24 protein-coding genes are annotated in these 26,161 nt (G+C 49.9%); 6 read left to right on the top strand and 18 right to left on the bottom strand.

The features are described 5' to 3' along the window. Nucleotides 1-5: 5 nt before the first annotated feature. From araG to OGY72_RS24410, 3 genes are all read right to left on the bottom strand, one after another. The gene (gene araG / locus OGY72_RS24420; protein ID WP_063940899.1) at nucleotides 6-1,520 is read right to left on the bottom strand and encodes an arabinose ABC transporter ATP-binding protein AraG; all 1,515 of its coding nucleotides are present in this window, start codon (nucleotides 1,518-1,520) and stop codon (nucleotides 6-8) included. A 132-nt stretch (nucleotides 1,521-1,652) separates the two neighbouring features. Then, on the bottom strand, nucleotides 1,653-2,642 hold the full coding sequence (locus OGY72_RS24415) for an arabinose ABC transporter substrate-binding protein (protein WP_003833897.1): 990 nt from the start codon (nucleotides 2,640-2,642) through the stop codon (nucleotides 1,653-1,655). Between the two features lie 318 nt (nucleotides 2,643-2,960). Further along, a complete protein-coding gene (locus OGY72_RS24410; protein ID WP_206159597.1) occupies nucleotides 2,961-3,518 on the bottom strand; it encodes a DJ-1/PfpI family protein in 558 nt (185 codons plus the stop codon). Nucleotides 3,519-4,071: 553 nt separating this feature from the next. Between OGY72_RS24410 and OGY72_RS24405 the strand changes: the two genes are divergently transcribed. Then, nucleotides 4,072-4,575 (top strand): non-heme ferritin-like protein, encoded by a 504-nt coding sequence (locus OGY72_RS24405; protein ID WP_003034597.1) that lies wholly within the window; start codon nucleotides 4,072-4,074, stop codon nucleotides 4,573-4,575. 139 nt (nucleotides 4,576-4,714) lie between these two features. Here the strand turns inward: OGY72_RS24405 and OGY72_RS24400 are convergent, their stop codons facing one another. Beyond that, nucleotides 4,715-4,966, bottom strand: coding sequence for a DUF2766 family protein (locus OGY72_RS24400; RefSeq protein ID WP_003034595.1), 252 nt, complete (start codon nucleotides 4,964-4,966; stop codon nucleotides 4,715-4,717). 129 nt (nucleotides 4,967-5,095) lie between these two features. Between OGY72_RS24400 and OGY72_RS24395 the strand changes: the two genes are divergently transcribed. After that, nucleotides 5,096-6,517, top strand: a complete 1,422-nt coding sequence (locus OGY72_RS24395; RefSeq protein ID WP_286550130.1) for an MFS transporter — start codon at nucleotides 5,096-5,098, stop codon at nucleotides 6,515-6,517. Nucleotides 6,518-6,550: 33 nt separating this feature from the next. On the opposite strand, the gene OGY72_RS24390 is transcribed toward OGY72_RS24395, so the two are convergent. Then, entirely contained in the window at nucleotides 6,551-7,189 is a 639-nt protein-coding gene (locus tag OGY72_RS24390) for an RpiB/LacA/LacB family sugar-phosphate isomerase (RefSeq protein WP_003034591.1), read from the bottom strand. Nucleotides 7,190-7,456: 267 nt separating this feature from the next. Here OGY72_RS24390 and yecR point away from each other — a divergent pair, with 267 nt between their 5' ends. Further along, the gene (gene yecR / locus OGY72_RS24385) at nucleotides 7,457-7,792 is read left to right on the top strand and encodes a YecR family lipoprotein (RefSeq protein WP_149282011.1); all 336 of its coding nucleotides are present in this window, start codon (nucleotides 7,457-7,459) and stop codon (nucleotides 7,790-7,792) included. A gap of 194 nt (nucleotides 7,793-7,986) precedes the next feature. Beyond that, entirely contained in the window at nucleotides 7,987-8,484 is a 498-nt protein-coding gene (gene ftnA / locus OGY72_RS24380; protein ID WP_125112500.1) for a non-heme ferritin, read from the top strand. 45 nt (nucleotides 8,485-8,529) lie between these two features. On the opposite strand, the gene OGY72_RS24375 is transcribed toward ftnA, so the two are convergent. Then, nucleotides 8,530-8,769, bottom strand: a complete 240-nt coding sequence (locus OGY72_RS24375; protein ID WP_003034586.1) for a YecH family metal-binding protein — start codon at nucleotides 8,767-8,769, stop codon at nucleotides 8,530-8,532. Nucleotides 8,770-8,994: 225 nt separating this feature from the next. On the opposite strand from OGY72_RS24375, the gene tyrP reads away from it, so the two are divergent. After that, nucleotides 8,995-10,206, top strand: coding sequence for a tyrosine transporter TyrP (tyrP, locus tag OGY72_RS24370; RefSeq protein WP_148361841.1), 1,212 nt, complete (start codon nucleotides 8,995-8,997; stop codon nucleotides 10,204-10,206). A 26-nt stretch (nucleotides 10,207-10,232) separates the two neighbouring features. Here the strand turns inward: tyrP and OGY72_RS24365 are convergent, their stop codons facing one another. The 6 genes from OGY72_RS24365 to OGY72_RS24340 all read right to left on the bottom strand — a co-directional run bounded on the left by OGY72_RS24365 (nucleotide 10,233) and on the right by OGY72_RS24340 (nucleotide 14,242). Further along, nucleotides 10,233-10,898, bottom strand: a complete 666-nt coding sequence (locus OGY72_RS24365; protein ID WP_003034581.1) for a YecA/YgfB family protein — start codon at nucleotides 10,896-10,898, stop codon at nucleotides 10,233-10,235. A gap of 209 nt (nucleotides 10,899-11,107) precedes the next feature. After that, entirely contained in the window at nucleotides 11,108-11,389 is a 282-nt protein-coding gene (locus OGY72_RS24360; protein WP_003833910.1) for a heavy-metal-associated domain-containing protein, read from the bottom strand. After that, on the bottom strand, nucleotides 11,386-11,742 hold the full coding sequence (locus OGY72_RS24355; protein ID WP_003833912.1) for a mercuric transporter MerT family protein: 357 nt from the start codon (nucleotides 11,740-11,742) through the stop codon (nucleotides 11,386-11,388). Before OGY72_RS24355 ends, OGY72_RS24360 begins: the two co-directional genes overlap by 4 nt. Further along, nucleotides 11,720-12,862: a transglutaminase-like domain-containing protein gene (locus OGY72_RS24350; protein ID WP_149282013.1), complete on the bottom strand. Its 1,143-nt coding sequence runs from the start codon at nucleotides 12,860-12,862 to the stop codon at nucleotides 11,720-11,722. The genes OGY72_RS24355 and OGY72_RS24350 overlap by 23 nt, the downstream gene beginning before the upstream one ends. A 208-nt stretch (nucleotides 12,863-13,070) precedes the next feature. Continuing rightward, nucleotides 13,071-13,541, bottom strand: a complete 471-nt coding sequence (locus OGY72_RS24345) for an SRPBCC family protein (protein WP_286550122.1) — start codon at nucleotides 13,539-13,541, stop codon at nucleotides 13,071-13,073. Between the two features lie 11 nt (nucleotides 13,542-13,552). After that, on the bottom strand, nucleotides 13,553-14,242 hold the full coding sequence (locus tag OGY72_RS24340; protein WP_286550119.1) for a LolA family protein: 690 nt from the start codon (nucleotides 14,240-14,242) through the stop codon (nucleotides 13,553-13,555). A gap of 204 nt (nucleotides 14,243-14,446) precedes the next feature. Here OGY72_RS24340 and OGY72_RS24860 point away from each other — a divergent pair, with 204 nt between their 5' ends. Continuing rightward, a complete protein-coding gene (locus tag OGY72_RS24860; RefSeq protein WP_353655459.1) occupies nucleotides 14,447-14,791 on the top strand; it encodes a hypothetical protein in 345 nt (114 codons plus the stop codon). A gap of 527 nt (nucleotides 14,792-15,318) precedes the next feature. On the opposite strand, the gene mzaE is transcribed toward OGY72_RS24860, so the two are convergent. From mzaE to OGY72_RS24305, 6 genes are all read right to left on the bottom strand, one after another. After that, on the bottom strand, nucleotides 15,319-17,115 hold the full coding sequence (gene mzaE, locus OGY72_RS24330; RefSeq protein WP_097470985.1) for an MZA anti-phage system associated AIPR family protein MzaE: 1,797 nt from the start codon (nucleotides 17,113-17,115) through the stop codon (nucleotides 15,319-15,321). After that, nucleotides 17,102-18,130: an MZA anti-phage system associated PD-(D/E)XK motif protein MzaD gene (gene mzaD, locus OGY72_RS24325; RefSeq protein WP_286550113.1), complete on the bottom strand. Its 1,029-nt coding sequence runs from the start codon at nucleotides 18,128-18,130 to the stop codon at nucleotides 17,102-17,104. Before mzaD ends, mzaE begins: the two co-directional genes overlap by 14 nt. Beyond that, entirely contained in the window at nucleotides 18,114-20,972 is a 2,859-nt protein-coding gene (mzaC, locus tag OGY72_RS24320) for an MZA anti-phage system associated Z1 domain-containing protein MzaC (protein ID WP_286550110.1), read from the bottom strand. Before mzaC ends, mzaD begins: the two co-directional genes overlap by 17 nt. After that, the gene (gene mzaB / locus OGY72_RS24315) at nucleotides 20,969-22,471 is read right to left on the bottom strand and encodes an MZA anti-phage system associated ATPase MzaB (protein WP_097470988.1); all 1,503 of its coding nucleotides are present in this window, start codon (nucleotides 22,469-22,471) and stop codon (nucleotides 20,969-20,971) included. The genes mzaC and mzaB overlap by 4 nt, the downstream gene beginning before the upstream one ends. Then, nucleotides 22,468-24,519, bottom strand: coding sequence for an MZA anti-phage system associated sigma-70 family RNA polymerase sigma factor MzaA (gene mzaA / locus OGY72_RS24310; RefSeq protein ID WP_286550106.1), 2,052 nt, complete (start codon nucleotides 24,517-24,519; stop codon nucleotides 22,468-22,470). Before mzaA ends, mzaB begins: the two co-directional genes overlap by 4 nt. Before the next feature lie 433 nt (nucleotides 24,520-24,952). Then, a complete protein-coding gene (locus tag OGY72_RS24305; protein ID WP_286550104.1) occupies nucleotides 24,953-26,134 on the bottom strand; it encodes a restriction endonuclease in 1,182 nt (393 codons plus the stop codon). Between the last annotated feature and the right edge of the window lie 27 nt (nucleotides 26,135-26,161).

Below are 26,161 nucleotides of genomic sequence, written 5' to 3'. Positions count from 1 at the left end.
CTTATTCAGGCTACAGCCTGGCTGACTTTTGGCATAGCAAGGCTCAACGCCTGGCGCTCATCCGCCTGTTCATGAAGCAACTCACCGGCAACTTCGCCCTCTCTCATCACCACGATACGATCGGCGACACCGAGCACTTCTGGCAGGTCACTGGAAGCAAACAATACGGCCACACCGCGCGCTGCGAGGGCATAAATCACGTTGTAAATTTCATGCTTGGCGCCCACATCAATGCCGCGTGTAGGCTCATCCAACAAAATCACTTTCATCTCTTCCGATAACCAACGACCGAGAATAGCCTTCTGTTGATTACCGCCGGAGAGGTTCATGATCAGTTGCTCTGCACCCGGCGTTTTGATGTTGAGTGAACGAATATGGTGATCGGCATTGGTCTCTTCCCAGCCGTTGTTGATCACGCATCCCCCCAGAACATGCTTACGCCGTGCACTAATGTTGATGTTGTTGCGCACTGAATGGACCGGAATGATCCCTTCGGCTTTGCGATCCTCCGGGCACAGCATCATACCCGCTTCAATGGCATGGCTTGGTTTACGGATATCGATAGGCTGTTCATCAATAAATACCTGGCCCGCCGTGATACGCGTACCGCCGAACAGCCCTTTCATTAATTCGCTACGTCCGGCCCCCACCAGGCCAAACAGCCCGACAATTTCACCGCTTCGCACAGATAAGCTGATTGGCGTACGCACGCCTGGAGCTTTGACTTCATGCAGCCGCAGACGCTCTGTGCCATACGGTCTGGATTTCCAGCCATAGATATCCCCGAGGTCACGCCCGACCATCGCCTGCACCAGCGCATCGTGATCGACCTGCTGCATGTCCGAGAACGTTTTGACGTAATGGCCATCTTTAAACACGGTGATGGCATCGCTGAGAGCAAAAATCTCCTCCATACGGTGCGAAACGTACAGAATGATACGTCCTTCGTTGCGCAGCTCACGGATAACGCGAAACAGATTCTCAATCTCGCGGGCCGACAGGGAGCTGGTTGGTTCATCAAAGGCGATAATTTTGGCGTTTCGCGCCAGCGCTTTTGCAATCTCCACCATCTGCCACTGGCCAATGGAGAGGTATTTCAGTGGGGTATCGGGATCAATATCCATCCCCAGATGCTTCAGCTGGATTCCTGCTTCATAGTTCAGCAGCGAGCGGTTCACAATCCCGCCTTTGTGCGGTAACTGCCCTAAGTAAATATTCTCGGCAACGGTCATTTCCGGGACGAGATGCAGTTCCTGATAAATAATGGCGACACCGGCGTTGAGTGCGGCAGTGGTATCCGCGAACGAAACTTCCTGTCCGCGGATCGTCAGAGATCCCGTTGTTGGCGCATAGTTACCGCTGAGAATTTTTAAGAGTGTTGATTTCCCGGCGCCATTTTCGCCCATCAGCGCATGCACCTGTCCGGCATAGCAGTCGAAACTGATATCCGTCAGCGCCTTAACGCCCGGGAACGTTTTGCCAATGCCGCGAAATGAGAGATACGGGGTAGACTGTTGCATAACGTCTCCGTGAGTCAGGATTTTACCGGCCTGGAAAACCGCCGGACGTAGGCCCGGTAAGCACAGCGCCACCGGGCATTGCGCCGGATGGCAGCTTCGCCTTATCCGGCCTACAACATCGCAGCATTTCTGTTACTTACCGCCTAAGCCTTTCTTCGCCAGCTCTTCTTTGAAGTTATCGCGGGTAATCAGCACCACATCCGTCACTTCAGTGAATGCCGGTGGCTCTGCACCTTTCGTTACCCAGTTGTAGAGCATTTCACTGGATTTATAGCCGTGCACATCCGGGCTTGGCAGCAGTGAACCGTAGAATCCGGTCGCTTCGCCTTTAGACAGCTCGCTAACCGCGTCAACGCCGTTGATCCCGATACCAATCACGTTTGGTGCTTTGAAGCCCTGCCCTTCGGTAGCACGTACGCCACCCAGCACGGTGTTGTCGTTCATGCCGACAATCAGCCAGTTTTTGACTTCAGGATGCTGAACCAGCATGGAGTTGGCGGCGTCAAATGCGCCGGGGATGTCATTCGATTTTGTTGGGACCTGGTAAATCTGTTTTTCCGGGAAGCCTGCGGCTTTAAGCGCTTCCATTGAACCAGAAGTACGACGACGTGCGGTATCCAGTTCGTTGGCGGTAATGGCCATTACGGCGGTGGATTTCACATCCCAACCGCGTTTTTGCATCTCCTTGTACAGCTCCTGGCCCTGGCGTTCACCAATTTTGGTTGCCGCCATCATCACCAGCGGCACGGTATCCATCGGCTTACCTTTAGCATTGGCAAACTGGTCGTCGACGGCAATAACTTTCATATCGTAGCCACGCGCCTTAGCCATAATGGCTGGTCCCAGTTTTGGATCTGGCGTGCAAATCACAAACCCTTTTGCTCCACTTGCAGCCAGGCTGTCGATGGCGTTAAGGGTTTTCTCACCATCCGGAACGGCAATTTTAATCACCTCAAAACCAAGGTCTTTACCGGCTTTATCGGCAAATTTCCATTCAGTCTGGAACCACGGTTCTTCCGGCTGTTTGACCAAGAAACCGAGCTTCATGGATTCAGCGATAGCGGATTGTGACATAATGGCAGCCAGACCGATGGCAGCCAGCGCTTTAGTGAATTTGTGCATGGTTAACTCCAGCTTTAACGTTCTTTTATGTAGGGTAAAATCAGACGATTTTTTGTAATTCGGACGTAAAACAAGGCATTACCTTTTATTGATAAGATCAATGCCAGTGCTGAGAGTATTTTTAGCGGGAAATTGATTCTCCATAAGAGAGCGGCATCACACCACAGAATTACAGTAATTGCGTACATAAATTCAGCGGGAAATGACATAAAAAAACGCGGTTTTGTCGACGGAAAAAAAGAGGGATAGCAGATTAGTCCATAACGTCAGCCAACGAATCCTTGTTCCCGAATACCGAAGCATTCGGGAGCACAATGATTACCATCTGTAATAAATGTGGTCAGCATGATCGCGAACCGGAATGTCATCTTCCAGCAGACGCGCTGAAAGCGTGAAAGCAAAATCGAAAATATGCCCTAACCCTTTGCCGCTAATAAGGTTGCCATCTTCAACAACCGGCGCATCAATATATTCGCCATCCGCGACGTTTTGCCACAGATCTCCCGAACACACATAGCGGCGCCCCTTCAGCAGGCCGTTGCCGCCCAGCACACGCGCCGCCGCAGAACACACCGGGCAAATGAGTTTTCCTGCATCGTCATGGCGAGCGATAAACTGGATGACAGCCTCACTGGCGGCAAGGTTAACGCTGCCCTGCGGCCCGCCGGGTAACACAACGGCATCATAAAGATCCGTCTGACGCGCAGCCAGCGTGCTGTCCGTCACCATCGGCACGTCATGGTAGCTCACCACCGCACAGGACTCGGCGCAGGCCAGTGTTTCAACTTCGATCTGCAGGCGACGCAGAATATCAATGGTAACAATGGCTTCCGCCTCTTCAAAACCAGGTGCCAGTAGCACGGCAACCTTTTTCATACACACTCCTCGATTTTTCCAAATACACCAAACAATAAATGCCGAATCATTCAGGCGCTTAACTTTATTAATTTCCACAAAACTGATCTGGCGCAAAAAATTAGCCAGCAGATAGCGTTCACCGACGCGGGTCAATGGTGAAATTTCTTCATCCGAAGACAAGATAATCATCTGGCGACAGACAATACCTGATTGTGAAATTCCATTTCGTGATATGAAACATCATTTCATTATCAATATTTTACTTTAATCCCATAAATATCAATCTGTTATATTCACAGCATTTATATGCACAAGCGGAAAAATCACTAATATTGCTATGACAATATGTAAAAAATCATAAATACGCAGATTTAAGGATTTTCTTATGTCGGGACTGGAGTTATGCTGAATCTCGATCGGGAGCGAATATAATTCGTGATCACTAAAGGACCGGCGGAACGGATTTATTCTGCTAACAGTTTTAATTGTACGTAGTGGTGACGTGTAGCGGCAGCCCGTTGCACTGACGTTAGTAACGTACATCCCCCTTTCTGGAAATAAGGATATTGATATGGCTGCAGTTGGAATTGTTCATAAACTCAACACACAAATGAACCTCGAGTTCTACGCATCGAATCTTTACCTGCATCTCAGTGAATGGTGCTACGAACACAGCCTGACTGGCACCGCAACCTTTCTACGCACCCAGGCGCAAGGTAACGTGACTCAAATGATGCGTATGTTTAATTTTATGAAAAGTGCCGGGGCTAACCCTATCGTCAAGGCTATTGATGTTCCGGGTGATGAACTAACTTCCCTTGAAGAACTGTTTCAGAAAACGCTGGATGAATACCAACAGCGCTACAGCAAGCTATCACGCTTAACTAATGAAGCAGAAGCCTTGAATGATGCAACAACCATTGATTTTCTTCACGATCTGGAAAAAGAGCAGCAGCAGGATGGCGTGCTGTTACAGACGATTCTTGATGAAGTCCGCAGCGCTAAACGTGCGGGACTGTGCATGGCGCAAACCGATAAGCACCTTCTGAACGTCGTGAACTATCAACATCACTAATCTTCAATTTTCATAGTGTTAATGCCGGATAACGATGCGACGCACCTTATCCGGCTGGTGCTTAATTTTCTCTACGCTCACGCCTCTCATTCTGCGAGGCGCAAAAAAACCTTTCTAAAACCTGAAACAACGGTTTATTTTAGTGAGATTCATTCTGCGGCGTGAATTTCAACTCGATCAAGGCAACCGCTTTTTGTATTGCGCGCATAGTGACCGGATCGGCACCTGCAGGATGGCTGGAAAAGTCGATGCTTTTCAGCTGGCTGGACATTTTCTCCCGAACTTCTACTGGGGCAATAACATCAAGAACATCCAGAATCTGCTTGATAACCAGCTGACAGGCAACAACGTCCGAGAGCAGTTCCTGATCGGCATTCAGTGTTTGGGACATAGTGAGCTCCTTATAGAAAGGTCGTCATAGTACCCATTCAACGAACGAAACGATAGCCGCGCATGCCTTCCGAATGCGCTGAAAATAAAAATAGTTCCAGTCAGTTTCTTTTGAGATGGCAAGCACAACATGAGTGAACATTTTGCGGTTGAGAACAAACGCGGTCTATCCCCGGCGGCATTACTTGTTGCCGGGGCTTTCTTTATGGAGTTTATTGACGGCACGGTGATTGCCACCGCACTGCCCGACATGGCGAAAAGTTTTGGCGTGCAGGCAGTTGACCTAAACATAGGTATCAGCGCCTATCTGATCACCCTCGCGGTACTGATCCCCGCCAGCGGCTGGATTGCGGATCGCTTCGGCGCCCGAAAGGTGTTTACCCTTGCACTGGCGATATTTACTCTCGCCTCGGTTTTATGCGGTTTGTCCGAAAGCCTTGAGAGCTTTGTCGCCATGCGAATCTTACAGGGTGTAGGTGGTGCGTTAATGGTTCCGGTTGGCCGACTCGCGGTATTACGAACCACGCCTAAACATCAGTTGATCACCGCTATTGCGACCCTGACCTGGCCCGCGTTAGTCGCGCCCATCATTGGCCCTCCCCTTGGCGGATTCATTACCAGCTATGCCAACTGGCGCTGGATCTTTTTCATTAATGTACCGCTCGGAATACTGGCGATTGCGCTGGCGCTACGTTTTATTCCGGATATTCATGACGACGAGCGCCGCCCATTTGATATAACGGGATTTATCGCAACCTCTGTTGCGATGGTGAGCCTGGTGTATGCCATGGAGTTACTGGGAACCCAACAGCCTCAAGGCTGGCTGACCGCCGGACTTTTGGCGCTAGGAACAGTGACCTTTCTGTTTGCCCTGCATCATTTTCATCACACCGCCTGGCCAATGATTCGCCTTGATGCCATGAACGTCCCTACTTTTCGCGTCACCATGTATGGCGGATCGCTGTTTCGTGCCTCTATCAGCGCCGTGCCGTTTCTGCTGCCGTTAATGTTTCAGGTAGGTTTTGGCATGAACGCTTTTCACGCGGGTTCGCTGGTACTGGCGGTATTTGTCGGCAATCTGACGATTAAACCTGCCACCACACCGTTGATACGCTGGCTGGGCTTTAAGAAACTGCTGTTGATTAACGGTGCACTTAACGTTCTGGCGCTGCTGGCCTGTGCATTAATTACGCCACAGACCCCCGTGTGGATTATTTTGCTGGTGTTGTATCTGGGCGGCGTGTTCCGCTCAATTCAGTTTACCGGCGTCAGCACACTTGCCTTCGCGGACGTCCCCGCGGCACAAATGAGCTACGCTAATACGCTGTTCAGTACGGCGACACAATTAGCGGTGGGATTGGGCATTTCTTTAGCCGCTATTGGCATCCGCATTGGTGATGTGGTCAGTGAAAGGCTGGCATTGGGCAATATTCCGGGGATCAGTTTCCGGCTGGCCTTTGTCGCTATTGCCATTATTTGTCTGGTAGGTATGGTGGATACGCTGCGGCTCACCCGTGATGCAGGAAGCGCAGTATCGAACAAGAACAGGTAGCCCGGAGTGTGAACGCCGCCGGGCCAACAGGATTTAGCCAATCACTTCGCGTACAAACGCTTCGATTGCTTTGTCCTGGCAGTTTTCAAAGAAGCACTGCTGGAAGCGCGGGCCTGATACAGCGGTTTTCACCAGTTCAGGATCGATCGCGCGCAGCGTGTCCAGATAATTTTCTTTTACCACAGCCGCTTTCACCTGATTCAGAATACCGGCGTTACGCACCTGCGGCTCTTTACGCTCCGGTGGGTAGCCTTCACCGTTACGCCCGGTGAACGCTTTTTCAAACATATAGCGCACATTCAGCTCAGCACCCCAGCCAAAACCTTTGGCGAATGCCAGAGAAAGCGCGTTGCCGTTGTTAATCTGAGAGAACAAGAACGCATCTGCAGGATCGAGGCAATAACCACACACCACACCCGGATGGATATTCAGTGACATCATTGCCCCCTGGCCCGTACCGCAACCTGTAACAACAAAGTCTACAGCTTTGGAATTAAGCAGGATGCTGGCCATAATTCCTAAATGGATGTAGGTCAGATGATGATCATTTTCGTCGCTCATCCCAACGTTATAGACCGGAAAACCTTTCTCATCCGCAACGGCCTTAAGCTCGTTATGGATGATGGCGTTTTTGCTTGCCTGGCTGTTTTCCATCATCAATGCAATTTTCATTCTGTACTCTCCTGAATGCGCTGCGGTAGCCCGCTGAAAGTCATAACATTCAGCCACATTACTATTTTGCAATCACACTTTCAAATTTAATGAAATTTAGTTTTAAAAAACAAAGTTGCGCTCACATTCCTGTCTGAACAGTTCAGAATTGCCGCAAACAAATGACCTCGTTGTGATTAATCGCAGGTGATCTTAGGGCTATTCAAGCCATTGATGAGGGTCTCTGTATGCCATGATAGTGTATCTTCGAACTTTCAGAGCGATCTCATGAAGACTTTTATCCTGGCGCTTTTGCCGCTCATGCTGACAGGATGCACAATCACAAAACAGGCACAGGTCAGCGAAGCCAGCGCCATCACTGGTGTGGTTCGCCTGACTTATAATCAGGCCATGTTACAAACAGCACGTACCGATGACTACGTTACCCAAGGGACAGCCACCAAAGAGTGTCAGCGCCTGGGCTATGCCAGCGCAGAAGCGTTTGGTCAGCCGGTGTCAACCTGTAGCGTATATGCCGGTTCTTTATGTTTGAATACCAAAATTACGCTCGCGTGGCAGTGCCACGGCGTCGCGGTACCCCAGTCGCCTTCCTTGAGTTATTAATATTTCCGACCAGCACATTATTGCTGGTCTTCTGCCTTTTTATTATTTATTTCCTCTGTTTAATAGCGTTAATGCGTTTTATTCCCATTCGCATTTTTAATAAATAAATTTATTATTTTACCTTTTGCAAATAATTAAATAACAAATTATAGTGACGCCACGTCAATATATAATAACGTTTGTGGAGCAGAACCATGCTGAAAACAGAAATGATCGAGCAACTGAATGAGCAAATGAACCTTGAATTATATTCATCTCTGCTCTACCAACAGATGAGCGCGTGGTGCAGCTATCACAGTTTCGAAGGTGCCGCCGCATTTTTGCGCCGTCACGCTCAGGAAGAGATGACGCACATGCAGCGTCTGTTCGACTACCTGACCGATACCGGCAGTTTGCCGCGTATTAATACCGTTTCTTCACCCTTTGCTGAATATGCGTCTCTGGATGAACTGTTCCGTGTTACTTACGAACACGAGCAGCTAATCACCCAGAAAATTAATGAGCTGGCACACGCGGCAATGACCCACCAGGATTATCCAACCTTTAATTTCCTGCAATGGTATGTTGCCGAGCAGCATGAAGAAGAGAAATTATTTAAATCTGTTATTGATAAGCTGTCGCTGGCAGGAAAAAGTGGCGAAGGTCTTTATTTCATCGACAAAGAACTGGCTACGCTTGATACACAGAATTAATATTTTAGGGCAATGATGGCAGCCCGCCATCATTGCCCCTTGAAATCAGTGACGGCAGATCTTGCTTTCGTGCGTAGAGAAGCCGTCTTCTTTTGCAATAAACTTTCCCTTCGCCGCTAAAAACGCCACCAACTCGCCTGCTGTCATATCCGCCGCAGAACAAGTGTGAAAACGCGCCTGCTCGCCGAAACGTGCCGTAATCGCTGCTTCAAGGCTGGCATTTGAATACTGCTCGCCAGATTCAATCATCATGTTGAGCACTTCGTGACCGTGAATAGATTCCATACTACCTCCTTAATAAAGTCCGTAGCCTAATGTGAACCGCACATCGTCGCTTTGCGCTAACGCAGGTTTATCAGCAGATAAATGTCATTTGTTATACACCTTAACGGTCAAAGCATCGTAAACATTAATGTACAGCCATTGTAACGGTGATTTGACGAAAATAGCGTTTTGCCTTAATCTGCGCCGCAGATATAACCATTGATTATCTCTGGGACAGAGGAAAGCGTGAAAAACAGAACCCTGGGTAGTATTTTTATCGTGGCGGGAACCACGATTGGTGCCGGTATGTTGGCAATGCCGCTGGCTGCGGCAGGCGTGGGGTTTAGCGTCACGCTGGTATTGTTAGTCAGTCTTTGGGCGTTGATGTGCTACACCGCGCTGCTGCTGCTTGAAGTGTATCAACATGTCCCGGCAGACACCGGGCTGGGTACGCTGGCAAAACGTTATCTTGGTCGTTACGGACAATGGGTAACGGGCTTTAGCATGATGTTTTTAATGTATGCCCTGACGGCGGCGTACATCAGTGGTGCAGGTGAACTGCTGGCTTCCAGCATCAGTGACTGGACCGGAACAAATGTATCCCCGACAACAGGCGTACTGCTGTTCACCTTTGTTGCCGGTGGCGTGGTTTGCGTTGGGACCTCGCTGGTCGATCTGTTCAACCGTCTGCTATTCAGTGCCAAGATAATCTTCCTGGTGGCGATGCTGGCTCTGTTAATGCCGCATATTCATAAAGTGAACCTGCTTACGCTGCCGCTGCAACAGGGGCTGGCGCTCTCCGCAATCCCGGTCATCTTCACCTCATTCGGTTTTCACGGCAGTGTTCCCAGTATCGTCAGCTATATGAACGGTAACATTCGTAAACTGCGTTGGGTGTTTATTACGGGTAGCGCTATTCCTCTGGTCGCCTATATTTTCTGGCAACTGGCGACGCTTGGCAGCATTAACTCGACAACGTTCATGGGGCTATTAGCTAACCACGCAGGCTTAAATGGCTTATTGCAGGCATTGCGTGAAGTCGTGGCTTCGCCGCACGTCGAACTGGCGGTGCATCTGTTTGCTGACCTCGCGCTGGCGACCTCTTTCCTCGGCGTTGCATTGGGATTATTTGACTACCTGGCCGACCTCTTCCAGCGCCGCAATACCGTAGCGGGAAGAATGCAAACCGGCGCGGTGACCTTCCTGCCGCCGCTGGCATTCGCGCTGTTCTATCCGCGTGGTTTTGTCATGGCATTAGGGTATGCGGGCGTTGCCCTGGCGGTGCTGGCGCTGCTCATTCCCTCGATGCTGGCCTGGCAGAGCAGAAAACATAATCCGCAGGCCAACTACCGCGTAGCAGGCGGTGCTCCGGCGCTGGCGCTGGTATTTTTGTGCGGCATTGTGGTGATAGCAGTACAGTTTTCTATTGCAGCAGGATTACTACCAGAAGTGGGTTAAAACAAAGGGGCTTTCGCCCCTTTCTGTTAGTGCAAACAGCACTGCTTATATTTCTTGCCGCTGCCACACGGACAAGGGTCATTTCGCCCTACTTTGGCATCCACTTTCACCGGTACTTTGACCGGCGTTTCCTGAGGATGCGCCATCCAGTAAGCATGCAGGTCCAGCGCTGCCAGGCGGATGGCATCGACGCTCTCTTCAAACGCTTCCGGCGTTAGTTTCTCAACCACCGCAAAGTTCTCTTCCGTACCGTGCAGCGCAATAGCTTCAAGTGCTGGTTTTAACGTGTCCGGTAACGCGGACCAGTCTGACAGTGCGACGCCGCGCATATAACCAAAGCACCACTCTTCAACGATGGTCAGTTCATGCTCGTCAATTTCACGTAAACCAAACAGCGGCTCAAACTGCTCAGGATATTCATCCAGACGATCGGCCGTATCCGCCATATGTTGAAACGCCAGGTTCATGAAACGCGTCATTTCTTTTTCGGAAGACCAGCGAGGGACATACTGCGCGCCGCCCCAAATCGCGACCAGCCACTGCTCTGGTTCAATTTCATACGGTGAACTCAGCACCGCTGTCAGCAAACCATCCAGTTCTGACACATCCAGAATAGCCTTGTCTGTATTGTACTTAGTCAGTACATCATCCAGCCATTCCAGTTCGCTCTCGTTTAATGGTCCCGTTTTCATAACGCTTTTCCTTAGTCAAAAAATCTTGCCTGTGATCATCCTACATGGCTGGAGGGATAACAGATAAAAATGGGCATATGCGGCATACAGCTGCCGCCTGTTCAGGTTAACAGGAAACGCGTGGAATTCCGGAAGTTAACGCACAAAAGAGAACACTAAGCCGCCGGGCATCATACCGGGAAAACACAATAAAACCACCCGTAGGTGGTTTACTGTTGTTCAATACGGTTGAGCGTTGCGGTATAGCCCGTTTTCGCTACCGCGTTAAGTAAAGTATCGGTTGGGAAACCTTCTGGCACAATCGCTTCTGCTTGTCGGGTTTTTAGGGAGGATTTTGCTTTAATCACACCGTCGGTTTCACGTAGCGCCTGATTGACCGAAATAACGCATAACGAGCAGGTCATATTTTGTATATCCAGCACCACTTTTTGATTAGCCGCCTGAGCCCACAGCGGCAGAAGCAGGCATGCAACTAGCGTGAAGATCTTCATTCAAATACCTCATAAAACCAGGCAACGAGCGTTGGATAAAATAGCACCGGCAAAATCAACGCCAACGCGCACCAGTAGAGAACGCGCGCTTGCTTCAACGTTAACCATCCGGAACACCACAGCCGCCTGGAAAAATAGAGCCGCCAGAAGACGCGCAGTAATAAACCCAATGACACCAGCATCAGGGGAATTCGCAAAAACTCAAACTGGGTGAAAACAGCAAAGCTCGCCGCCGAAATACCAAACAGCAGATAGAGCAGCGGTCCAACGCAGCATAAGCCAGCGGTGACGGCAGCCGCCGCGGCCGTCAACAGGGTGAGTCCCGCCCCTTTAGCGTTGTTCTGTGGCGACATAGCTGTAGGAGAACGCTTTAGGATCATAGAAATTGATCGGGTCACCATCGACTTCAGCGTAAGGATAGCCAAAGTTGTTCATGGCTCCCTGCTCCGTTGCCGGATACAGCTCGAAATCACGTCCATAGTTGAATCCAACCCAGTTCATTTCCCAGTTACCAAACAGGTAAGTGTTTACCGCCTGGACATCGGCGTCCTGATGCGACTTTTTCTCTGCCAGACGCATTTTGGTCACATCAGCAGGATCGCACGGTAACCAGCCGTAACCGGCCAGATAGAATTCGGCGCGACAATGTTGTCCGCCACTCACATCAGCGACACCTGCACTGTCAGCTTTGCCAAAAGCGCTTTTCGAGTAGCGTTCGAGCTTATTGGCTTTGCCCAGACGGATGCCAAACAGTTCGCGCGCTGGAATGCCGCTGGCCCGCGCCAGAGCCACAAAAACGGAGCTCATGTCGGTGCATTTTCCTTTGAGCTTACCGCTTTTTAAGATCTCCGCCACATCCCCCGTGCCGCAGCCGATGACGTCGTTATCGCGCTCCATATGGCTACTCACCCACTCGTAAATCAGGCGCGCTTTTTTCAGCGGATCCTGCTCATTACCGGTAATTTTACGTGCGGTTTCCAGAACCTGCCCATCAACTGGGGTATGTGTCGTCGGCAGCAGGTACGGTTTTACATCCAGCGGATAAATAATCTGCTCCGGCGCTTGCCAGGTTTTCAGCGCGTCCTGCTTCAGCGGCTCCCAGTCGGCGGTTTCAATGTCGATATCAACGTTAATCAACAATTCGCCCTGCGAGTCAGGCCAGGTGGCAAACAGCGTTTTCGCGCCATAAGTATTATTAGTGGTAACGTACGCCTGCTTGTAGTTTCCGCTAAAGGCAAGCGCCGTCATTTGTTGAAACGCGGTATCTACCGGAAGCGGGATCCACAGTTTTACCACGCCGCTCGACCCCTTAGGAGGGTTAAGTTTATATGTCTGGGATAATACAAAGCGCCGACGCACGGCTGGTGCAACGGATGGCTCAGCGGCGTGAACCGTCTGGCTAATAACCGCAGGACCGACTAAACCGGCGGCGGAAAGGAGAACGCTATTTTTGAGAAATTGTCGACGTTGCATTGCTGTCTGTCCATGTTATAAGAGTTGAGCTACGGCTAAGAAGGTAAAAACCGTATGCGATCATCACAGCAGACAGACGCTGACATAAAAAGGTGAGCCGATGGAGGTTATTCATCAATAACAGACCTGTTAACTGTGAATGAAATAAGAAACTGCGCGACAGATAGTAAGCCATAGACAGGCAAAAAGTACAGCCGTGAGGGCGAGTTCAGAAAATATAGACATTCGTTGCAAGCTTACGGGCTAGCCCTCTGGCCCCTTCGCGCATAACCATATCGTGATTCCAGCGAAAAACGGGTGCCGCCAGCGGAGCCAGGTAATTCATCCAGCGAATCGTGGTGCGAACATTCCAGTCATATCTGACGATGGTTTCTGCGCCACTGGCAGAAAAAGACCACACGCCTCGCCCTTCAACCGCTCCACTGGCTTGCCCTACAAGCAGTGAGCAAGGCAAAATATTCAACACATTGATGTCAAAGGTTAAGCGATAAGGAAGCGCTCCTTTCCAGGTATAACGATGCAGCGCCCCAATGCCCTGTATATCACCTTTTTTAATCTCAACGATGCGTTCCAGACTTCCCCACCATTCAGGCCACTGATCGGGATGAGATAAAACATCCCATACTTCCTGAATTGAAGCCTCAACCCGCCAGACGGTGGAAAACTGATAGTCAGCCATAGAGCGGCTCCTCAAGGCGAGAAGAAATTGGCAGGAAAACGGATGTTAATGACCATAGCATCCAGAAACACGGTTTCTAATCGCTGCTCATCTGGCGCATAGCTGATCACTTTGGCAGGGAGTCCGTGATAATTATCCAGCCAGACGTCATAACGATGTACTCCATCAATCACCATTGTTCCAGGCCCAACCACAGATACGTGCATTGTCGCCCGTCCTGCAAGGTTTTCCTTACCAACTGTGGTTGTTGCCCCTTCGCGTTGCAGATGACGAATATTGCCCAACAACACGCCGATATCAGAGCGATCCACCCGATGACCACGCTCATCCTGGATCAATGAATTAGTAGGCGACAGGTGCAAAATGGGCAATGTACCCACACCAAATGGCCATAACGTCACTTTACCGCTGACAGGATTAAAGATAAGCACCGCACCTGAATGCGGTTGGGTAAAATCCATCCGCACATACCCAGGCTTTTGAAAGCTATAGCGAATAATTTTGCTTTCATCGGATGGCGACGAGGAGCGCATCATAACCTGATAAGACCTCAGGTTATTAAATGACTGTTGAGAAAATGCGATGGGATCCGTAGCCCTGGCATTCTGCGAAAAGATATCTTCTTTTTCCACCGAATATGCTGCACCACTAAGGGTGAGCAATGCTGCGAACATGACTATCGGAAAAGATGAAATGTTCATAGCAGCCCCCTGAACCAGCACTGTCTGCAAACAGAAGTAATCACCTGTTGACTGTTTTTATTATAGTTCTTAACTGCGCAGCACTACTCTTCCGGTCTTTTAAATACAGTATGGACAGCAGGTTTAAAATATTGGTTTTCTTTTCAGTTAAGATGACAACATAAAGCTATACTTTAATAGCCATGCTTTTTATAGGTATTAATCATGAAACTGCCATCGGTATTTTCATGCGCCGTTCTCATATTACTGCTGTTGGCGTCATCGTCTGCCACAGCCAGCGCGTTACAAAACCAGGCCGTCAGAGAGCAAGAGTTGAGCGCGGCACTTCGAGCTGGTAATGGTGTGTTCATCATTGGCGGGACGGGTGATTTCGCTTTCACGTTCAGGGCACGAAACCGAATCCACAGACAGCTGGCGATACAGAATGGCTTTGGCGATCCCATCCTGATGAATGGTTTCCAGGACCACAACTATAATCCCGCCCGCGATGGGTTTATCAACAACCCTGCCCGAGGGGGCTTTATGTTTAACGCGCCGATTCGGCGATAGATTGATTATCAATAGTGAGTATATAGAGGGCAGTTTACGTTTCTGGCAGGCTGCTTGACGCAAAGTATCTATGCTTGTAAAAAACAGGCACAAAAAAACCACCCGTAGGTGGTTTCACGACACTGCTTATTGCTTTGATTATTCTGTTCTTTCCCATGGTACCCGGAGTGGGACTTGAACCCACACAGCGCGAACGCCGAGGGATTTTAAATTCTACGCAGGATCAATGAGTTACATAGCAGTGCATTGCGAAACTTTGCTGTAGTTGTCCTTTTACTTTACTGTAATTTGCATTAAATAGATAGGCATGGATAACGTTGAGCACAGAAAAAGCACAGGAGAACAGTTTCCTGCCTGAGAATATTTTAAATAATGATGATGTGAAGCGCCATGGGGCTACCGGCGTTGTATGGTGATGTGTAATCTAAGTCTTCAACTAAGAAAAAGTTCGGTTTATTCAACAAAGCCCCGCTGCGAGCAACCCATAACACACACGCGGGGCTTCGATCATGAACTCAGTGGACAATTTAACTACTCATGTGATCTTCCATTTTTCCATGTGCGGAGAAATAGATTTTACTGCGGACATACTCCCAGCATTCAGGCTTCTTCGCCCACTCCGATATCATCCTGCCATTCGCGGATTCAGTCAGAAGACTATTCACCCGATGGGCTAAGCTGACAAGCCGGTTGCCCATCGTTTCCTCAATGCCTTGTTGATTCCAGATCTCTGCAAGATCCGTTTGGTTGCCATAAAAATGTGAATAGGCGGCCACAGTATAGGCGGCAATATTCGCCTTAAATGCGGGGAAAAGTGAATTAATCAACTTATAGGCTTTCTTATAAATAATGGCCTGCGCGATGTAATTTTTAAAACGCTCAATGTTCAGTTCATCCCCATAACGCTCAGTATCCTTGTCGATCATCGTCATTAATGCGGCAAAGTTCTTCTGTCCGCCGAGGCTGACTAAATCCGGACGCTGGAGCCAGGCACAATGATATTTTGCGAAATCTGTTTTCGTTATCCGGCGAGAGGCAGGAATCGCGTCTTTTAACCGTTTGATTCCAGCGGGTGTTTTACCTTCCCGTTCCAGCATAACCTTATAACTGCCGTTCGCTCGCTCGTAAAACCAACGGCTGTATCCGTCCGGGCAATACACCGTGTTTGCCATTTTTTCCAGCTGTACATGTACCGGTCGATTGGCTGACAGATCGGAAATATTGACTTTATTCTGGCTATTCGAGAAGCGCGAAATATCCGCAATTAGCATCTCTTCTTGTGCATTATTCGTCTGTTTCAGCACAATGACTTTTGCGGGTACACGCACGTTACGCAGATTGGTTGCCGGGAATTTCTTTTTGGTGAAAAACATAGAAGCCGTCGTCTGCCCACCGTTGACAATCTGCATCCCCTGCATCCACGCAATACCAGGACCACCTCCCGGCGCTTCGCCAAGCCTGACCTGATCGGCAACAATCACAATGCCGTTGTTATAAGCCATAAAACGCTCAGGCTGCTCGCGTAAAGTGTCACGAATCCCTTTGTTGACTTTCCCCGTCTGGCTCAGAAATGAGCGAACGTTCGCTTCCAGAATCCGGTTGCCATATTTTTCATAGATAAATCGCAGCGTCTCGCCCGGAACCACCGTCAGCGCATAATCATATTCACCCATTTCATCCGGGATCCAGACACAGGGGAGTGCGCCCCCCGCCACCTCATCAAAATTAACCTGCAGTTCGTCGCGTGGCTTACCTTCCTGCCAGTGGTTAAACAGGCGGACAATGTCCATAACCTCTAATTTAATGGTTTTACCGGCCACATCGCGGGACTGATACCAGCGGGTTTTCACCTGACCATCGGTCAGAACATAAATTCTGATTTGCTCCAGTTCCGTGTAGGACTGTTCGATGGTCGTCACCAGTTGCCAGGCATCATTGGACTGATCGAGCGTGGATGATAATTTACCGTCAACGCACTTCTGCAAAAATTGAATGCAGTGACCGGCAATCGCTTTTGTCTCAGCATCCGGGACGTGACAAAGCTCGTCGCTACCGTGATAAATGCTGACAAAAAGGTCAAGTTGATCGCCATCTTCTGAGAAGGCATAACCGCTGAGACGCACATTGTGCCCACTGACTTTCGCCATAAAGTGACACGTCTCGGCATCATCGAATGTCATGCCGATATCGGCCATATGACGCATAACAATATCGGTAAAAATCAGTTCCGGAAAAGGCGACTCAACCCCAGGCTGAGCCATTTGATCCTGATATTCCTTGCGAATCTCATTCTGCGTTTGACGTAAAAAATCAATAAGTTCCATGCGGTAATCCTGCAAAGTCTGACAAGCAATGGTTAAAATTTTGAGCCTGAGGAATAAGTGTCTGGAGTTCGAGTTGATAGCACGCACTCACCACCGGCAACGGGACATTGGCATGCGTCAAAGAGGGAAAATCCGCTTCAATCGGAAGTGCAAACGCCTCTGTCAGCAAGAAATGACGTGTATAGAATTCAGCATGTTCAGTGAAATATCCGACGTGACAAAGCGATCCCTCAAAAAGACAGACCGCCGGAGCGTTTCCCTCAAACCGCTGACGAAGACGGTAAATGAGGTCATTCAGGGTCGCGCCGGTGGGATGCTCGCTGAAGCGCAAACCGCACAACATGAGCGAGCCAGGCCGCTGCCAGTCCAGTTGTTCAAGCGCGTGGATGGTTACGCAAAAGCCCTGCTCTGCTGTGGTGCTTTTTACCTCAATGGCGCGTTCATCGAGTTCAAAATCCTGTAGGCCATGCTGCGGTCCTACCCATGCTTCGACTGCCGTTGACGGCGCAAGACCGCTCTCGATTAATCGCTCCAGACACGTCAATTCCCCGATTAACCCCACTTCTTCTTCATGACTGAGTGGACGGGTATCGCGCTCCATAAACGCCTGCCATAAACGAATCCGACGGAGCAGGGTTTCAAACAGACGCGGTTCAGAAACGTTCAGGAGCGAATGGAGAATATCCAGAATCATCGTCGTAAAGACATCCGCATTCCCCGTTTGCTGACGACGGATCATCAAACCGTTCTGCCGCCCCTCCTCTGTTCCGGTCATCTCAACGCGAAATCCTTTACTGGACGGCAGCGCCGTCGACCCCGGCGAAAGAGGATGAGGAAACACGGCAATCAGCATTTCTTCATTATCAGGCTGACGACGCCCGGCATGAAAGCTACAGCCCTGGTGCGTAAAAAGCCGAATCCCGCGCCAGCCCTGAGCGCCGGGCTGTTCGTCTATCTGAGATCGATCTAAGGCTTTCCAGGCCGCCAGCAGATCATCTTTACTCAGCCGCACCATACTCTTGCTCCCACAGTACGTTGTTCACTTTGTACTCCACCGTTACCCCACTGCGGCTTCCCGGAAAACTGATGCCAAAAGCCACCACCGGCAAGGCATCGTCCTGATATTCCGCTGCCGACAACGCCTGTTGCGGGTCCAGTAAGTAAATGAGCAATAGCCCTTTTTGACGCTGTGCCGGGATGTCGTTTATGCCAAATCCTTTGATCCGACGCAGTACTACGCCACCAGGAATGACGGGCTCCTCTCGCCCTTCATTGCGTCCGGGATCGGCATGAAAAATACGCTGCGTTTCGGCCAACGCGGCAAGCCAGGTCGATTCATCGCAGTCAATCCCTTCATCGCGTGGGGAAAGTAAACGGCCAATAGAATAGCGGTCAGTGACCCCCTCAGACGCTTTACGCATCATAAGCGGGACGGGGAAGCCACAGACAGCATGATGACGATCGACGCCCCCCCCTATCACCGCAACCGTCCATTGGGTGAGTTCATCAACACGATTCATCCGCGTAATGAAATCCGCCAGCAGTTTGCTGTTGGCTTTCCTGGCCTGAGCGTGGGTTTCATATTCCGTTAAGAAATCAATGATCGGCTCGGGAGAGACGTTTTGCCAAATGACCCCTTTCCATTTTTCAATCTTCTCTGCGCGCCGTCTCTCAGGGATCGGCGCGCCAGAACCGACACGCCCGGTCAGATGCTGGAAGGCCGCGTAGTTACGCTTGTGGTACTCCGGTTCTTTAAACAACGAAATCGTTTCGACCACCGTGCCACTGAAAGAGAGCCATAGTGAGCGCGCGCTACGCATTTTTAAGGGGGATGTCACCATTAACACGGGGTGTGATTTCACTTTTAGCCCGAAATCACGCGGGGTTCCGCCGCTGGCGACCATATTGTCAAACTCTTCCCGCAGCTCTTCTGAGGCATCCGCAATGTGCTCAAACCATTCAATCAGCTCATCGGTGGTATACAGCCGACATACATCCAGATATCCCTGTCGATAGCCAAACCAGCGCCCCATCTGCATTAACGTGTCATACATGCGGGAGGCGCGTAAGAAATAACTGGTGCATAATCCCTCAAGCGTTAGCCCTCGAGCCAGTTTGTCTCCGCCAATCGCAATGACTTTTAAGCCTGTCGCACTGTCCGAATAATCAAGCGCATCCTTCGCCGTTCCGTTTATCATTCGTACCGACACGTTTTCGATCACGGTATACAGCTTGTCGACGATCTCCCGCCACGCAAAGGCGTCGTCCGGAATCTGCTGCGGCATGACGTCGCGAATCGTCTGACCAGTCGGCAAAAAGTCGGCCTGCCAGAGTGATTCAAGCTGATGTAAAAAAGGCTCGTGTCCAATCCTTCGCGTCAGTCGCTGTCTCACGTCCTGAATGTAGGCGTCAATATGCTCATAAACGACCGATTGCACTTTATTGAAGCGGGTCACATGGACCAGCATCGAACTGTGTTTATCTCCCTGACCGCGTAATTCTCTGACACAGCACGCCAGCAAAAAGCTATCGATGGCGTGTTTTAACGAGTCCGGGAAATGGGTTAGCGTATCGAGCGTGGGATAGTGCGAGCTCTTATGAGAAACCGGCATCCACCCTCTTTTTCCGTCATCGCTGCAATGATCGCTCACCCGCCTGATCAAAGGCAGTTCACCGGTCCGCCCTTCCGCGGCGGCCCGACCAAATACCCTCGCCGGGCCGATGTAATTAGAAGGTGCGCCGAGGTTAATGATAAAGGCGGAAGGGAACAAATCCGGGCCTTCATCACGCGTTTCATTGCTCTCGTGAATAAAAATATTGGCAAAGGGCGTGGCAGTATAGCCAACATACGCCTTACGGCTGAACTGCATCAACAGCTTACGAATCAGGCTATTGATTGCCGTTGGCTGATGTTCAGCATCCGGTTTTCCATCGTCATCGTAAACGATTTCCCCCGTATCAACTGAGGCATTATCCGCTTCATCATCAATCATCAGCAGCGGTAATTCCGAAACAAAACGCTTTCCGGTGACGGGGTCAACGCTGGTGGCAACATGGTTCTCAATCCAGGTATGCAGGCGTTTCAGAATAGATTTATTTTTCTTTACCACGAACAGCCAGGGCCGTTGCTCGGGGCTGATTCCCAGATTCTTAGCCACTCCGGCACTGAAGTCGCCCTTTTCAGATCGGTTGGTGACGTAATTGGGACGAATGACGGGATCGCTATCAATATCGCCCACCCCAATGATGGTCACTTTTTCTCTGAGTGGACTCGTCTCGTAGCCAAGAAATCCTTCATCCAGACGCATTTGGGTCTGCGAGCGGAGGTTATTATGCAAACCCGCAAGCACAATGATTATCTTATATCCCGCATCCGCGGCTTTACAGATTAGACCGGTATAGTGGCTGGTTTTCCCCGACTGAACATGGCCGACCACCAGACCACGCCGGTCCCAGCGCCCTTCCCGCCCTGGCTGCTCAAGTAATCCCAGAACACGATCCGTTGAACGGTCAAGGGTATCCAGGACTCCCCAGGGCATCGTTTTACCAAGCCATTGGCGATATCGATGCCAGTAGCGCCACTCGCGTTTCGCATCTGCGGTCAGCCAAGGTTGATGTCCTTCATCATTACTCAGAGAAGTATCTTCGCCCATCCAGATGCTATAACGGCGGATCAGCTCTTCGACCAGAATCTCCCGGTTATCAAGGCGGCTCCACTCCGGTTTCATCTGACAAACCATGTCAATATGTTGGCGCAGAATGCCAGGGGTGATCGTGCTTTTATCCTGGCCTTGCAGGAGCGTTTGCACAATCTGCAATACACTCAGTTGCGTGTCATCCAGGGGATTCAGACTCATAGCGATTTCTCTTGTTGATCGTCGGGGAGTTGTGCAATTAATTCGGGATAATTATCGAAAGGTTCCATATTTTGCAGATGCTGTTTCGCCAGCGCCGGTGACATCGCCTGCTGACCAACCAGGGTCTGGTACATGACCTGCAATACGGATAACACCTCTGCGGGCGGCGCGGTTTCAAAGCCTGTCCGCGGCGTCTCTTTTGTCTCAGCCGTATCAAGCCAGATTTGCTGAACCGGAACGGTTTCCTCAATCAGTCTTAGCATGGCCTGAATTTGTGGGGATAACTCACCAGCCTGCGAAAGGACATTGCTGATGACAGGATGTTGTAACGAAATCTGGTAACGAACACCTGATGACGTCTTCTGCGCCTGCCAGAGATGAACGAGTTCCTCGCCAGGCTTGCGCTTATTCATTTTCCCGCGTTTGGCAAATGTCCTTACCGCACGATCGCGTGTTGATTGCGCCAGCTGAGTTAACCAGGGACGCAGCGAAACCGGCGGGCGCGCCATCGATTTACGAATATCAATCTTCCAGTCTATGTCGGCATCATTAGGGATATCCAGACGGATCCGCGCAAGGCGGTGGGTTTCATCTTTCGTCCAGGCCCGGGCATTTCCAAGTCCAAGCCAGTTGCCCGCCACCAGCAATCGCTCATTCCGGTATACATAAAATCCTTGCTGAGCCGTCCAGCCTGCCGGTCCTTGAGCCTGTTGATACTCCTGCGTCGTCAGGTGATCCTGATGCGGCAGAACATGACACTCCACTTTCACGGCAGGAGCGCCTGGCGCCATTGCCGAAGGCGAATGCCAGGGCTTGGAAGGATGCCCGCTGAGAAAGGGATCCCAGGCTTTAATTTTGCGACCATTGAGGGTGAGAGTGAGTCGGGGAGCGTTCCCCTCAAGGAATCGGTGAAATACCATCGCCAGATGTTGTTCAACGCCATCCATCAGATTGAGGAAATCTTTCTCACCGTAGCCGGGGGTGACAATTCGGTCTAAAACGTCCCACAGCACCACCGTACCGTGGGAGTCAGGATCCGCATTTGCTAACGCCTCCTGACTCCCTGGGTCAGCACCTTCAAGCAAATACCAACCGTCGTCCGTACTGGCGGCGAGAATGTCCAGATCCCACCGCAGGATGGTCGTTATCCCCTCTTTTTTAGAGGAGACCGTCAGGCGACGACATTGCGAAAAGGAGGCGGTTTTGAGTCCAAGACCGAAGCGGCCCAGATCGTGTCCTGGACGCTTTGTCAGCGGGTTTTTGACCCCCAGCCGCATCGCAACATCCAGTTCAGCGGCCGACATGCCGCAACCATTATCCCGAACCACAATATAGCTATCCGACTCACGCCAGTGAAAAGTCAGATCGACCTTACGGGCACCAGCACTGATGCTGTTGTCGATGATATCAGCCAGTGCGGTGGCGGTGTTGTAGCCGAGCCCTCGCAGAGCTTCGATCATAATGGCTGCATTCGGTGGCGCATGGCGCATGGTCGTCATTCTTCTTCTTCCTGCATCTCGCTCAACGCGGTTTCCCACTGTTCGACGAAGCCGCCTAATTTCGACGCCCGGCTGTGATGACGTAGCTTACGGAGCGCTTTGGCTTCTATCTGACGTATCCTTTCTCGCGTGACATCAAACTGTTTACCCACCTCTTCCAGCGTGAAATCTTGCGTCATACCGATGCCAAAACGCATTTTTATGATCTGTGTTTCGCGTGGCAACAGCGTATTCAGGACCGATGAAATATGTTCTCTTAGCTCCAGAGACTGAACGGGAGCACTGGTGAAATCCCTTCTGGTCAGCAGCGCGTCTCCCGACAATGCTGCTTCGCGATCCTGTGCGTCTTCATGAAAATCACCAATCAGCACCGTCTGTTCTTCATATTTAGCCATCTGAAGAAGTTGACGCTCTGGCAGGTCGGTCATTTCCTGCAACCGTCTGAGGGTGGGCGTTATCCCCTGGCGATGCAGCAACTGATCCCGACTGCTCCGCCAGCGCCTGAATTGCTCATAGAAGTGAACGGGTAAACGAATGAGCTGAGCCTGATCGGCAATCGCGCGGCTGATCTTCTGGCGGATCCACCAGGAGGCATAGGTAGAGAATTTGAATCCACGCCGATAGTCGAATTTTTCAACGGCCTTGATCAAGCCCAGATTACCTTCCTGGATCAGATCCTCGATATCTAATCCTCGCCCGCAGTGTTTTTTCGCAATCGCGACCACAAGACGTAAATTGGCGTGGATTAACCCCTCCCATGCGTCTCTGTAACTACTGACATACAGACTGACATTATGGCATTCATCAGGGATGAGCGTTTGGGCGCGCTCGACTATCTGCTGCAGGTCACGGTACTCCGGGCGAGGGATATGATTATCCTGGTACTCTTCAGCTTTCCCACTTCTCAGCAGAATGAGCAGATCGTTAAAGGTGATGGCGTCATCGTCATCGGCTGCGGAAGAGATTTCCTCATCCGCTTCTTCCGCGTCGTCATCCTCTTCAGTAATCTCAGGCGATGTCGCGGGAAGGCAATTCGGATGCAGCAACTGTAGATATTCTGCTTCGGGTAATCTCGCCAGGATCGTCATCAAGTTGATAAGCGCCGTATCCATGCGCTGCCCGAGTCGCTCTTCCTTTGTTTTATCGACGACATCCCATTGGCGAATGTCCACAAGATAACGTTCAAAGATGCCGGACTGCCGCAATGCACCGAAAGCGTCAAACCAGGGCTCGAGATCATCACTCGCCGCTAATTCCCCACAGGCATCACTTTCCGGGAAAGCATCATCGCCATCCACAATCAAAGGTAAGTCCTTGATCAATGCCTCTACTCTGAGCCGGAATTCAGGCCACGGCATGCCGAAATCATCTTCCCCGGCAGACCGGATGTCACGAACAGAGACACGACCGGCATCCAGTGCGCTAGTGAGCAACGTTGAGAAATGGGGATAATTTTGCGGAGAGTGAGAAACTGGCGTCGGCGGGTCAGGAAGGGAGAGTTCGATATCGATCCACTCAGCAGCGTTATCTATCGGGCGATAGCGGGATAATAATTGCTGAGCCTCAGCGGAAGCGTGTCGTAATGTCAGATTATCTTCGGCGGGTTCCGATTCGAATTCAGCATCCCACTGCATAAAATCCATTGCGTCTTCGGTTTCGGGAGGTTCTGTTTCGACATCGGCTTCAATTACAAGCTCAACGTTTGCCTCATCATCTAGCCCCCCTGCTAGTTGCTGCCCGTCAGGCGGAGGAGATTGCCGATAACGAGCTAACAGATCACGCAGCGTTTGCTCCTGCGCGAGGTCACTGGCGCGAAACCCGAGGTTGTTTTGATGCTCAACATCGACACCCGCACACAACAACATTTCGCAAAGAGCGAAATGCCCATTCTGGGCCGCAATCATCAATGGGCTATTTCCCAGAGAATCTCGTGAATCTTTCGGCAATCCCCTGCTGAGATGAAACTCCACCACGGAGGCGACCCCGCTTTTTAGCGCCCGAATAAGTAAAGGGGGGATGCGATAAAACTTAGAAACAGAGCGATGCATGCTGACAGCCTTTCCTTGTAAACCACACCCGCGGAAATGCAATCTATCTTATAGGGAGAAAATCGAATTTGGTACTGTATATATAAGCAACATATCATTTTTGGTGATCTTCATCGCCAATTGGGCTTTGATGAAAAAATCGAGCTTTTGCTGAGCTGAAGGACCTGTTAAAGCATTTGCTGACAACACATGCAGCCGTGTAGTATACCAGAAGTTCAGAGCCACCAATTGGCACACCTACAAAAAGCCCTTCTCAACCTTGGCTCAATGGCTTTCTGGCTAGATGACGAGGCCATTAGGTCTCATATGAATGAAGTGGTTACTGAATTTGGCCACCTGAGCAGAAGTGCTTTACTCACCTCAGAACAACACAGGTAAGTCCCCCTCTCACGGAGGCCTACCTGTCCTTTGCTATATTTATATGACTGCAAAGTTACGAGTTTGACTGGAAATCTTCGATTATCTTCTGATTGTAATCATCCAGATACTTTTGCAGTTCATCCCTGTCGATCAGACGTACCAAGGCTGACTCAGCTAACTCTTTGGCAGAGCGTGTGAAGTAGGAATTAGTCACAACCATCGCCTCATCACAACCATAGAACGTTTTAGCAGAGATCACCTGCTGCACCGCCGAGTTACCTACAGAACCAGAATAATTTTTCGCCTGAATAACCATATCCTTACCAAATCGAGTGACGAAAAGATCTGCACCCTGATCTTGCGTTCTCTTGGTTTCTTTGACGTCATAACCCATAGTCTGGAATATTTCCACAAGGAAATCTTCGAACTGGAAACCGTCCATTGCATCAACTAAATACATGGTGACGAATTTATTAGGGTTAAAATGCTCAAGGCGTGTAGCTAATCTATCAACCAGAATATCAAAATAAATACGTTCGCACACAGCCAAGTATTTTTTAACTTCATCAAATAAAACCAAAGGGACACCAGGCGTGGCCTCCGCTTTTTCATTGAATTCTACTGATGAAAACTCTATTTTATTACTCCATATATAGAATAGAAATAATGAAAGATCTGCCCGAAAAGTGGTGCCTGCTTCCTCAATCCATGACTTCAAGGATTCAGTAAGTGTAGATTTAATATGCCGTTTAACTTCCTTAGCGAAACCATAATAAAGAGCGTTAAATGACGTGGTAAGGAGTAATTTATCTAATAGCTCAGGTAACTCCTCAAGCTCATTGAACCCTTTTCTGATCAACACCTCACGGAAAAGTTGTAATTCGGAGTATGTGCCATTATCTGTTGAGAAATCTGCTTCCGATTTATTATTATGTGAGAATCTGGAAGTGTAAATGAAGTTAGTAAAATATGGATCTTTTAAACTGGAGTATTTTTCGAGAACATTTTCAAGCAATTGATTAAGCTGAGTTTGTTCTTTCTTTTTCCCAAACAGATCTTTCAGCACACCCTTTGAACGATACTGAAACTCGGGATAAAACGATGGATTCAATGGTGTCATACGTTGTATATCTATTGCTTGTGCGGTCGATGGTGCAGAACCCCATGCAGACATTTTTACAGGTGAAACTCCACTACACCAGGGACAATTAACCTCAAAAGTCGTTCTACTGCAAGTATCACACTGATAAATCATTTGAATATTCTCCTTTTATTCCAATAT

The organism is Citrobacter sp. Cpo221, from assembly GCF_030332345.1.
GTDB classification, from domain to species: Bacteria; Pseudomonadota; Gammaproteobacteria; order Enterobacterales; family Enterobacteriaceae; genus Citrobacter; species Citrobacter portucalensis.
Note: the sequence above shows the minus strand (reverse complement) of the source record. Positions and strands in the feature narration are given on the sequence as shown.

Excerpts from the sequence above, each read along its gene's own strand:
- araG (WP_063940899.1), bottom strand. The coding sequence starts at position 1,520 with ATGCAACAGTCTACCCCGTATCTCTCATTTCGCGGCATTGGCAAAACG.
- OGY72_RS24415 (WP_003833897.1), bottom strand. The coding sequence starts at position 2,642 with ATGCACAAATTCACTAAAGCGCTGGCTGCCATCGGTCTGGCTGCCATT.
- OGY72_RS24410 (WP_206159597.1), bottom strand. The coding sequence starts at position 3,518 with ATGAAAAAGGTTGCCGTGCTACTGGCACCTGGTTTTGAAGAGGCGGAA.
- OGY72_RS24405 (WP_003034597.1), top strand. The coding sequence starts at position 4,072 with ATGGCTGCAGTTGGAATTGTTCATAAACTCAACACACAAATGAACCTC.
- OGY72_RS24400 (WP_003034595.1), bottom strand. The coding sequence starts at position 4,966 with ATGTCCCAAACACTGAATGCCGATCAGGAACTGCTCTCGGACGTTGTT.
- OGY72_RS24395 (WP_286550130.1), top strand. The coding sequence starts at position 5,096 with ATGAGTGAACATTTTGCGGTTGAGAACAAACGCGGTCTATCCCCGGCG.
- OGY72_RS24390 (WP_003034591.1), bottom strand. The coding sequence starts at position 7,189 with ATGAAAATTGCATTGATGATGGAAAACAGCCAGGCAAGCAAAAACGCC.
- yecR (WP_149282011.1), top strand. The coding sequence starts at position 7,457 with ATGAAGACTTTTATCCTGGCGCTTTTGCCGCTCATGCTGACAGGATGC.
- ftnA (WP_125112500.1), top strand. The coding sequence starts at position 7,987 with ATGCTGAAAACAGAAATGATCGAGCAACTGAATGAGCAAATGAACCTT.
- OGY72_RS24375 (WP_003034586.1), bottom strand. The coding sequence starts at position 8,769 with ATGGAATCTATTCACGGTCACGAAGTGCTCAACATGATGATTGAATCT.
- OGY72_RS24365 (WP_003034581.1), bottom strand. The coding sequence starts at position 10,898 with ATGAAAACGGGACCATTAAACGAGAGCGAACTGGAATGGCTGGATGAT.
- OGY72_RS24360 (WP_003833910.1), bottom strand. The coding sequence starts at position 11,389 with ATGAAGATCTTCACGCTAGTTGCATGCCTGCTTCTGCCGCTGTGGGCT.
- OGY72_RS24355 (WP_003833912.1), bottom strand. The coding sequence starts at position 11,742 with ATGTCGCCACAGAACAACGCTAAAGGGGCGGGACTCACCCTGTTGACG.
- OGY72_RS24350 (WP_149282013.1), bottom strand. The coding sequence starts at position 12,862 with ATGCAACGTCGACAATTTCTCAAAAATAGCGTTCTCCTTTCCGCCGCC.
- OGY72_RS24345 (WP_286550122.1), bottom strand. The coding sequence starts at position 13,541 with ATGGCTGACTATCAGTTTTCCACCGTCTGGCGGGTTGAGGCTTCAATT.
- OGY72_RS24340 (WP_286550119.1), bottom strand. The coding sequence starts at position 14,242 with ATGAACATTTCATCTTTTCCGATAGTCATGTTCGCAGCATTGCTCACC.
- OGY72_RS24860 (WP_353655459.1), top strand. The coding sequence starts at position 14,447 with ATGAAACTGCCATCGGTATTTTCATGCGCCGTTCTCATATTACTGCTG.
- mzaE (WP_097470985.1), bottom strand. The coding sequence starts at position 17,115 with ATGGAACTTATTGATTTTTTACGTCAAACGCAGAATGAGATTCGCAAG.
- mzaD (WP_286550113.1), bottom strand. The coding sequence starts at position 18,130 with ATGGTGCGGCTGAGTAAAGATGATCTGCTGGCGGCCTGGAAAGCCTTA.
- mzaC (WP_286550110.1), bottom strand. The coding sequence starts at position 20,972 with ATGAGTCTGAATCCCCTGGATGACACGCAACTGAGTGTATTGCAGATT.
- mzaB (WP_097470988.1), bottom strand. The coding sequence starts at position 22,471 with ATGACGACCATGCGCCATGCGCCACCGAATGCAGCCATTATGATCGAA.
- mzaA (WP_286550106.1), bottom strand. The coding sequence starts at position 24,519 with ATGCATCGCTCTGTTTCTAAGTTTTATCGCATCCCCCCTTTACTTATT.
- OGY72_RS24305 (WP_286550104.1), bottom strand. The coding sequence starts at position 26,134 with ATGATTTATCAGTGTGATACTTGCAGTAGAACGACTTTTGAGGTTAAT.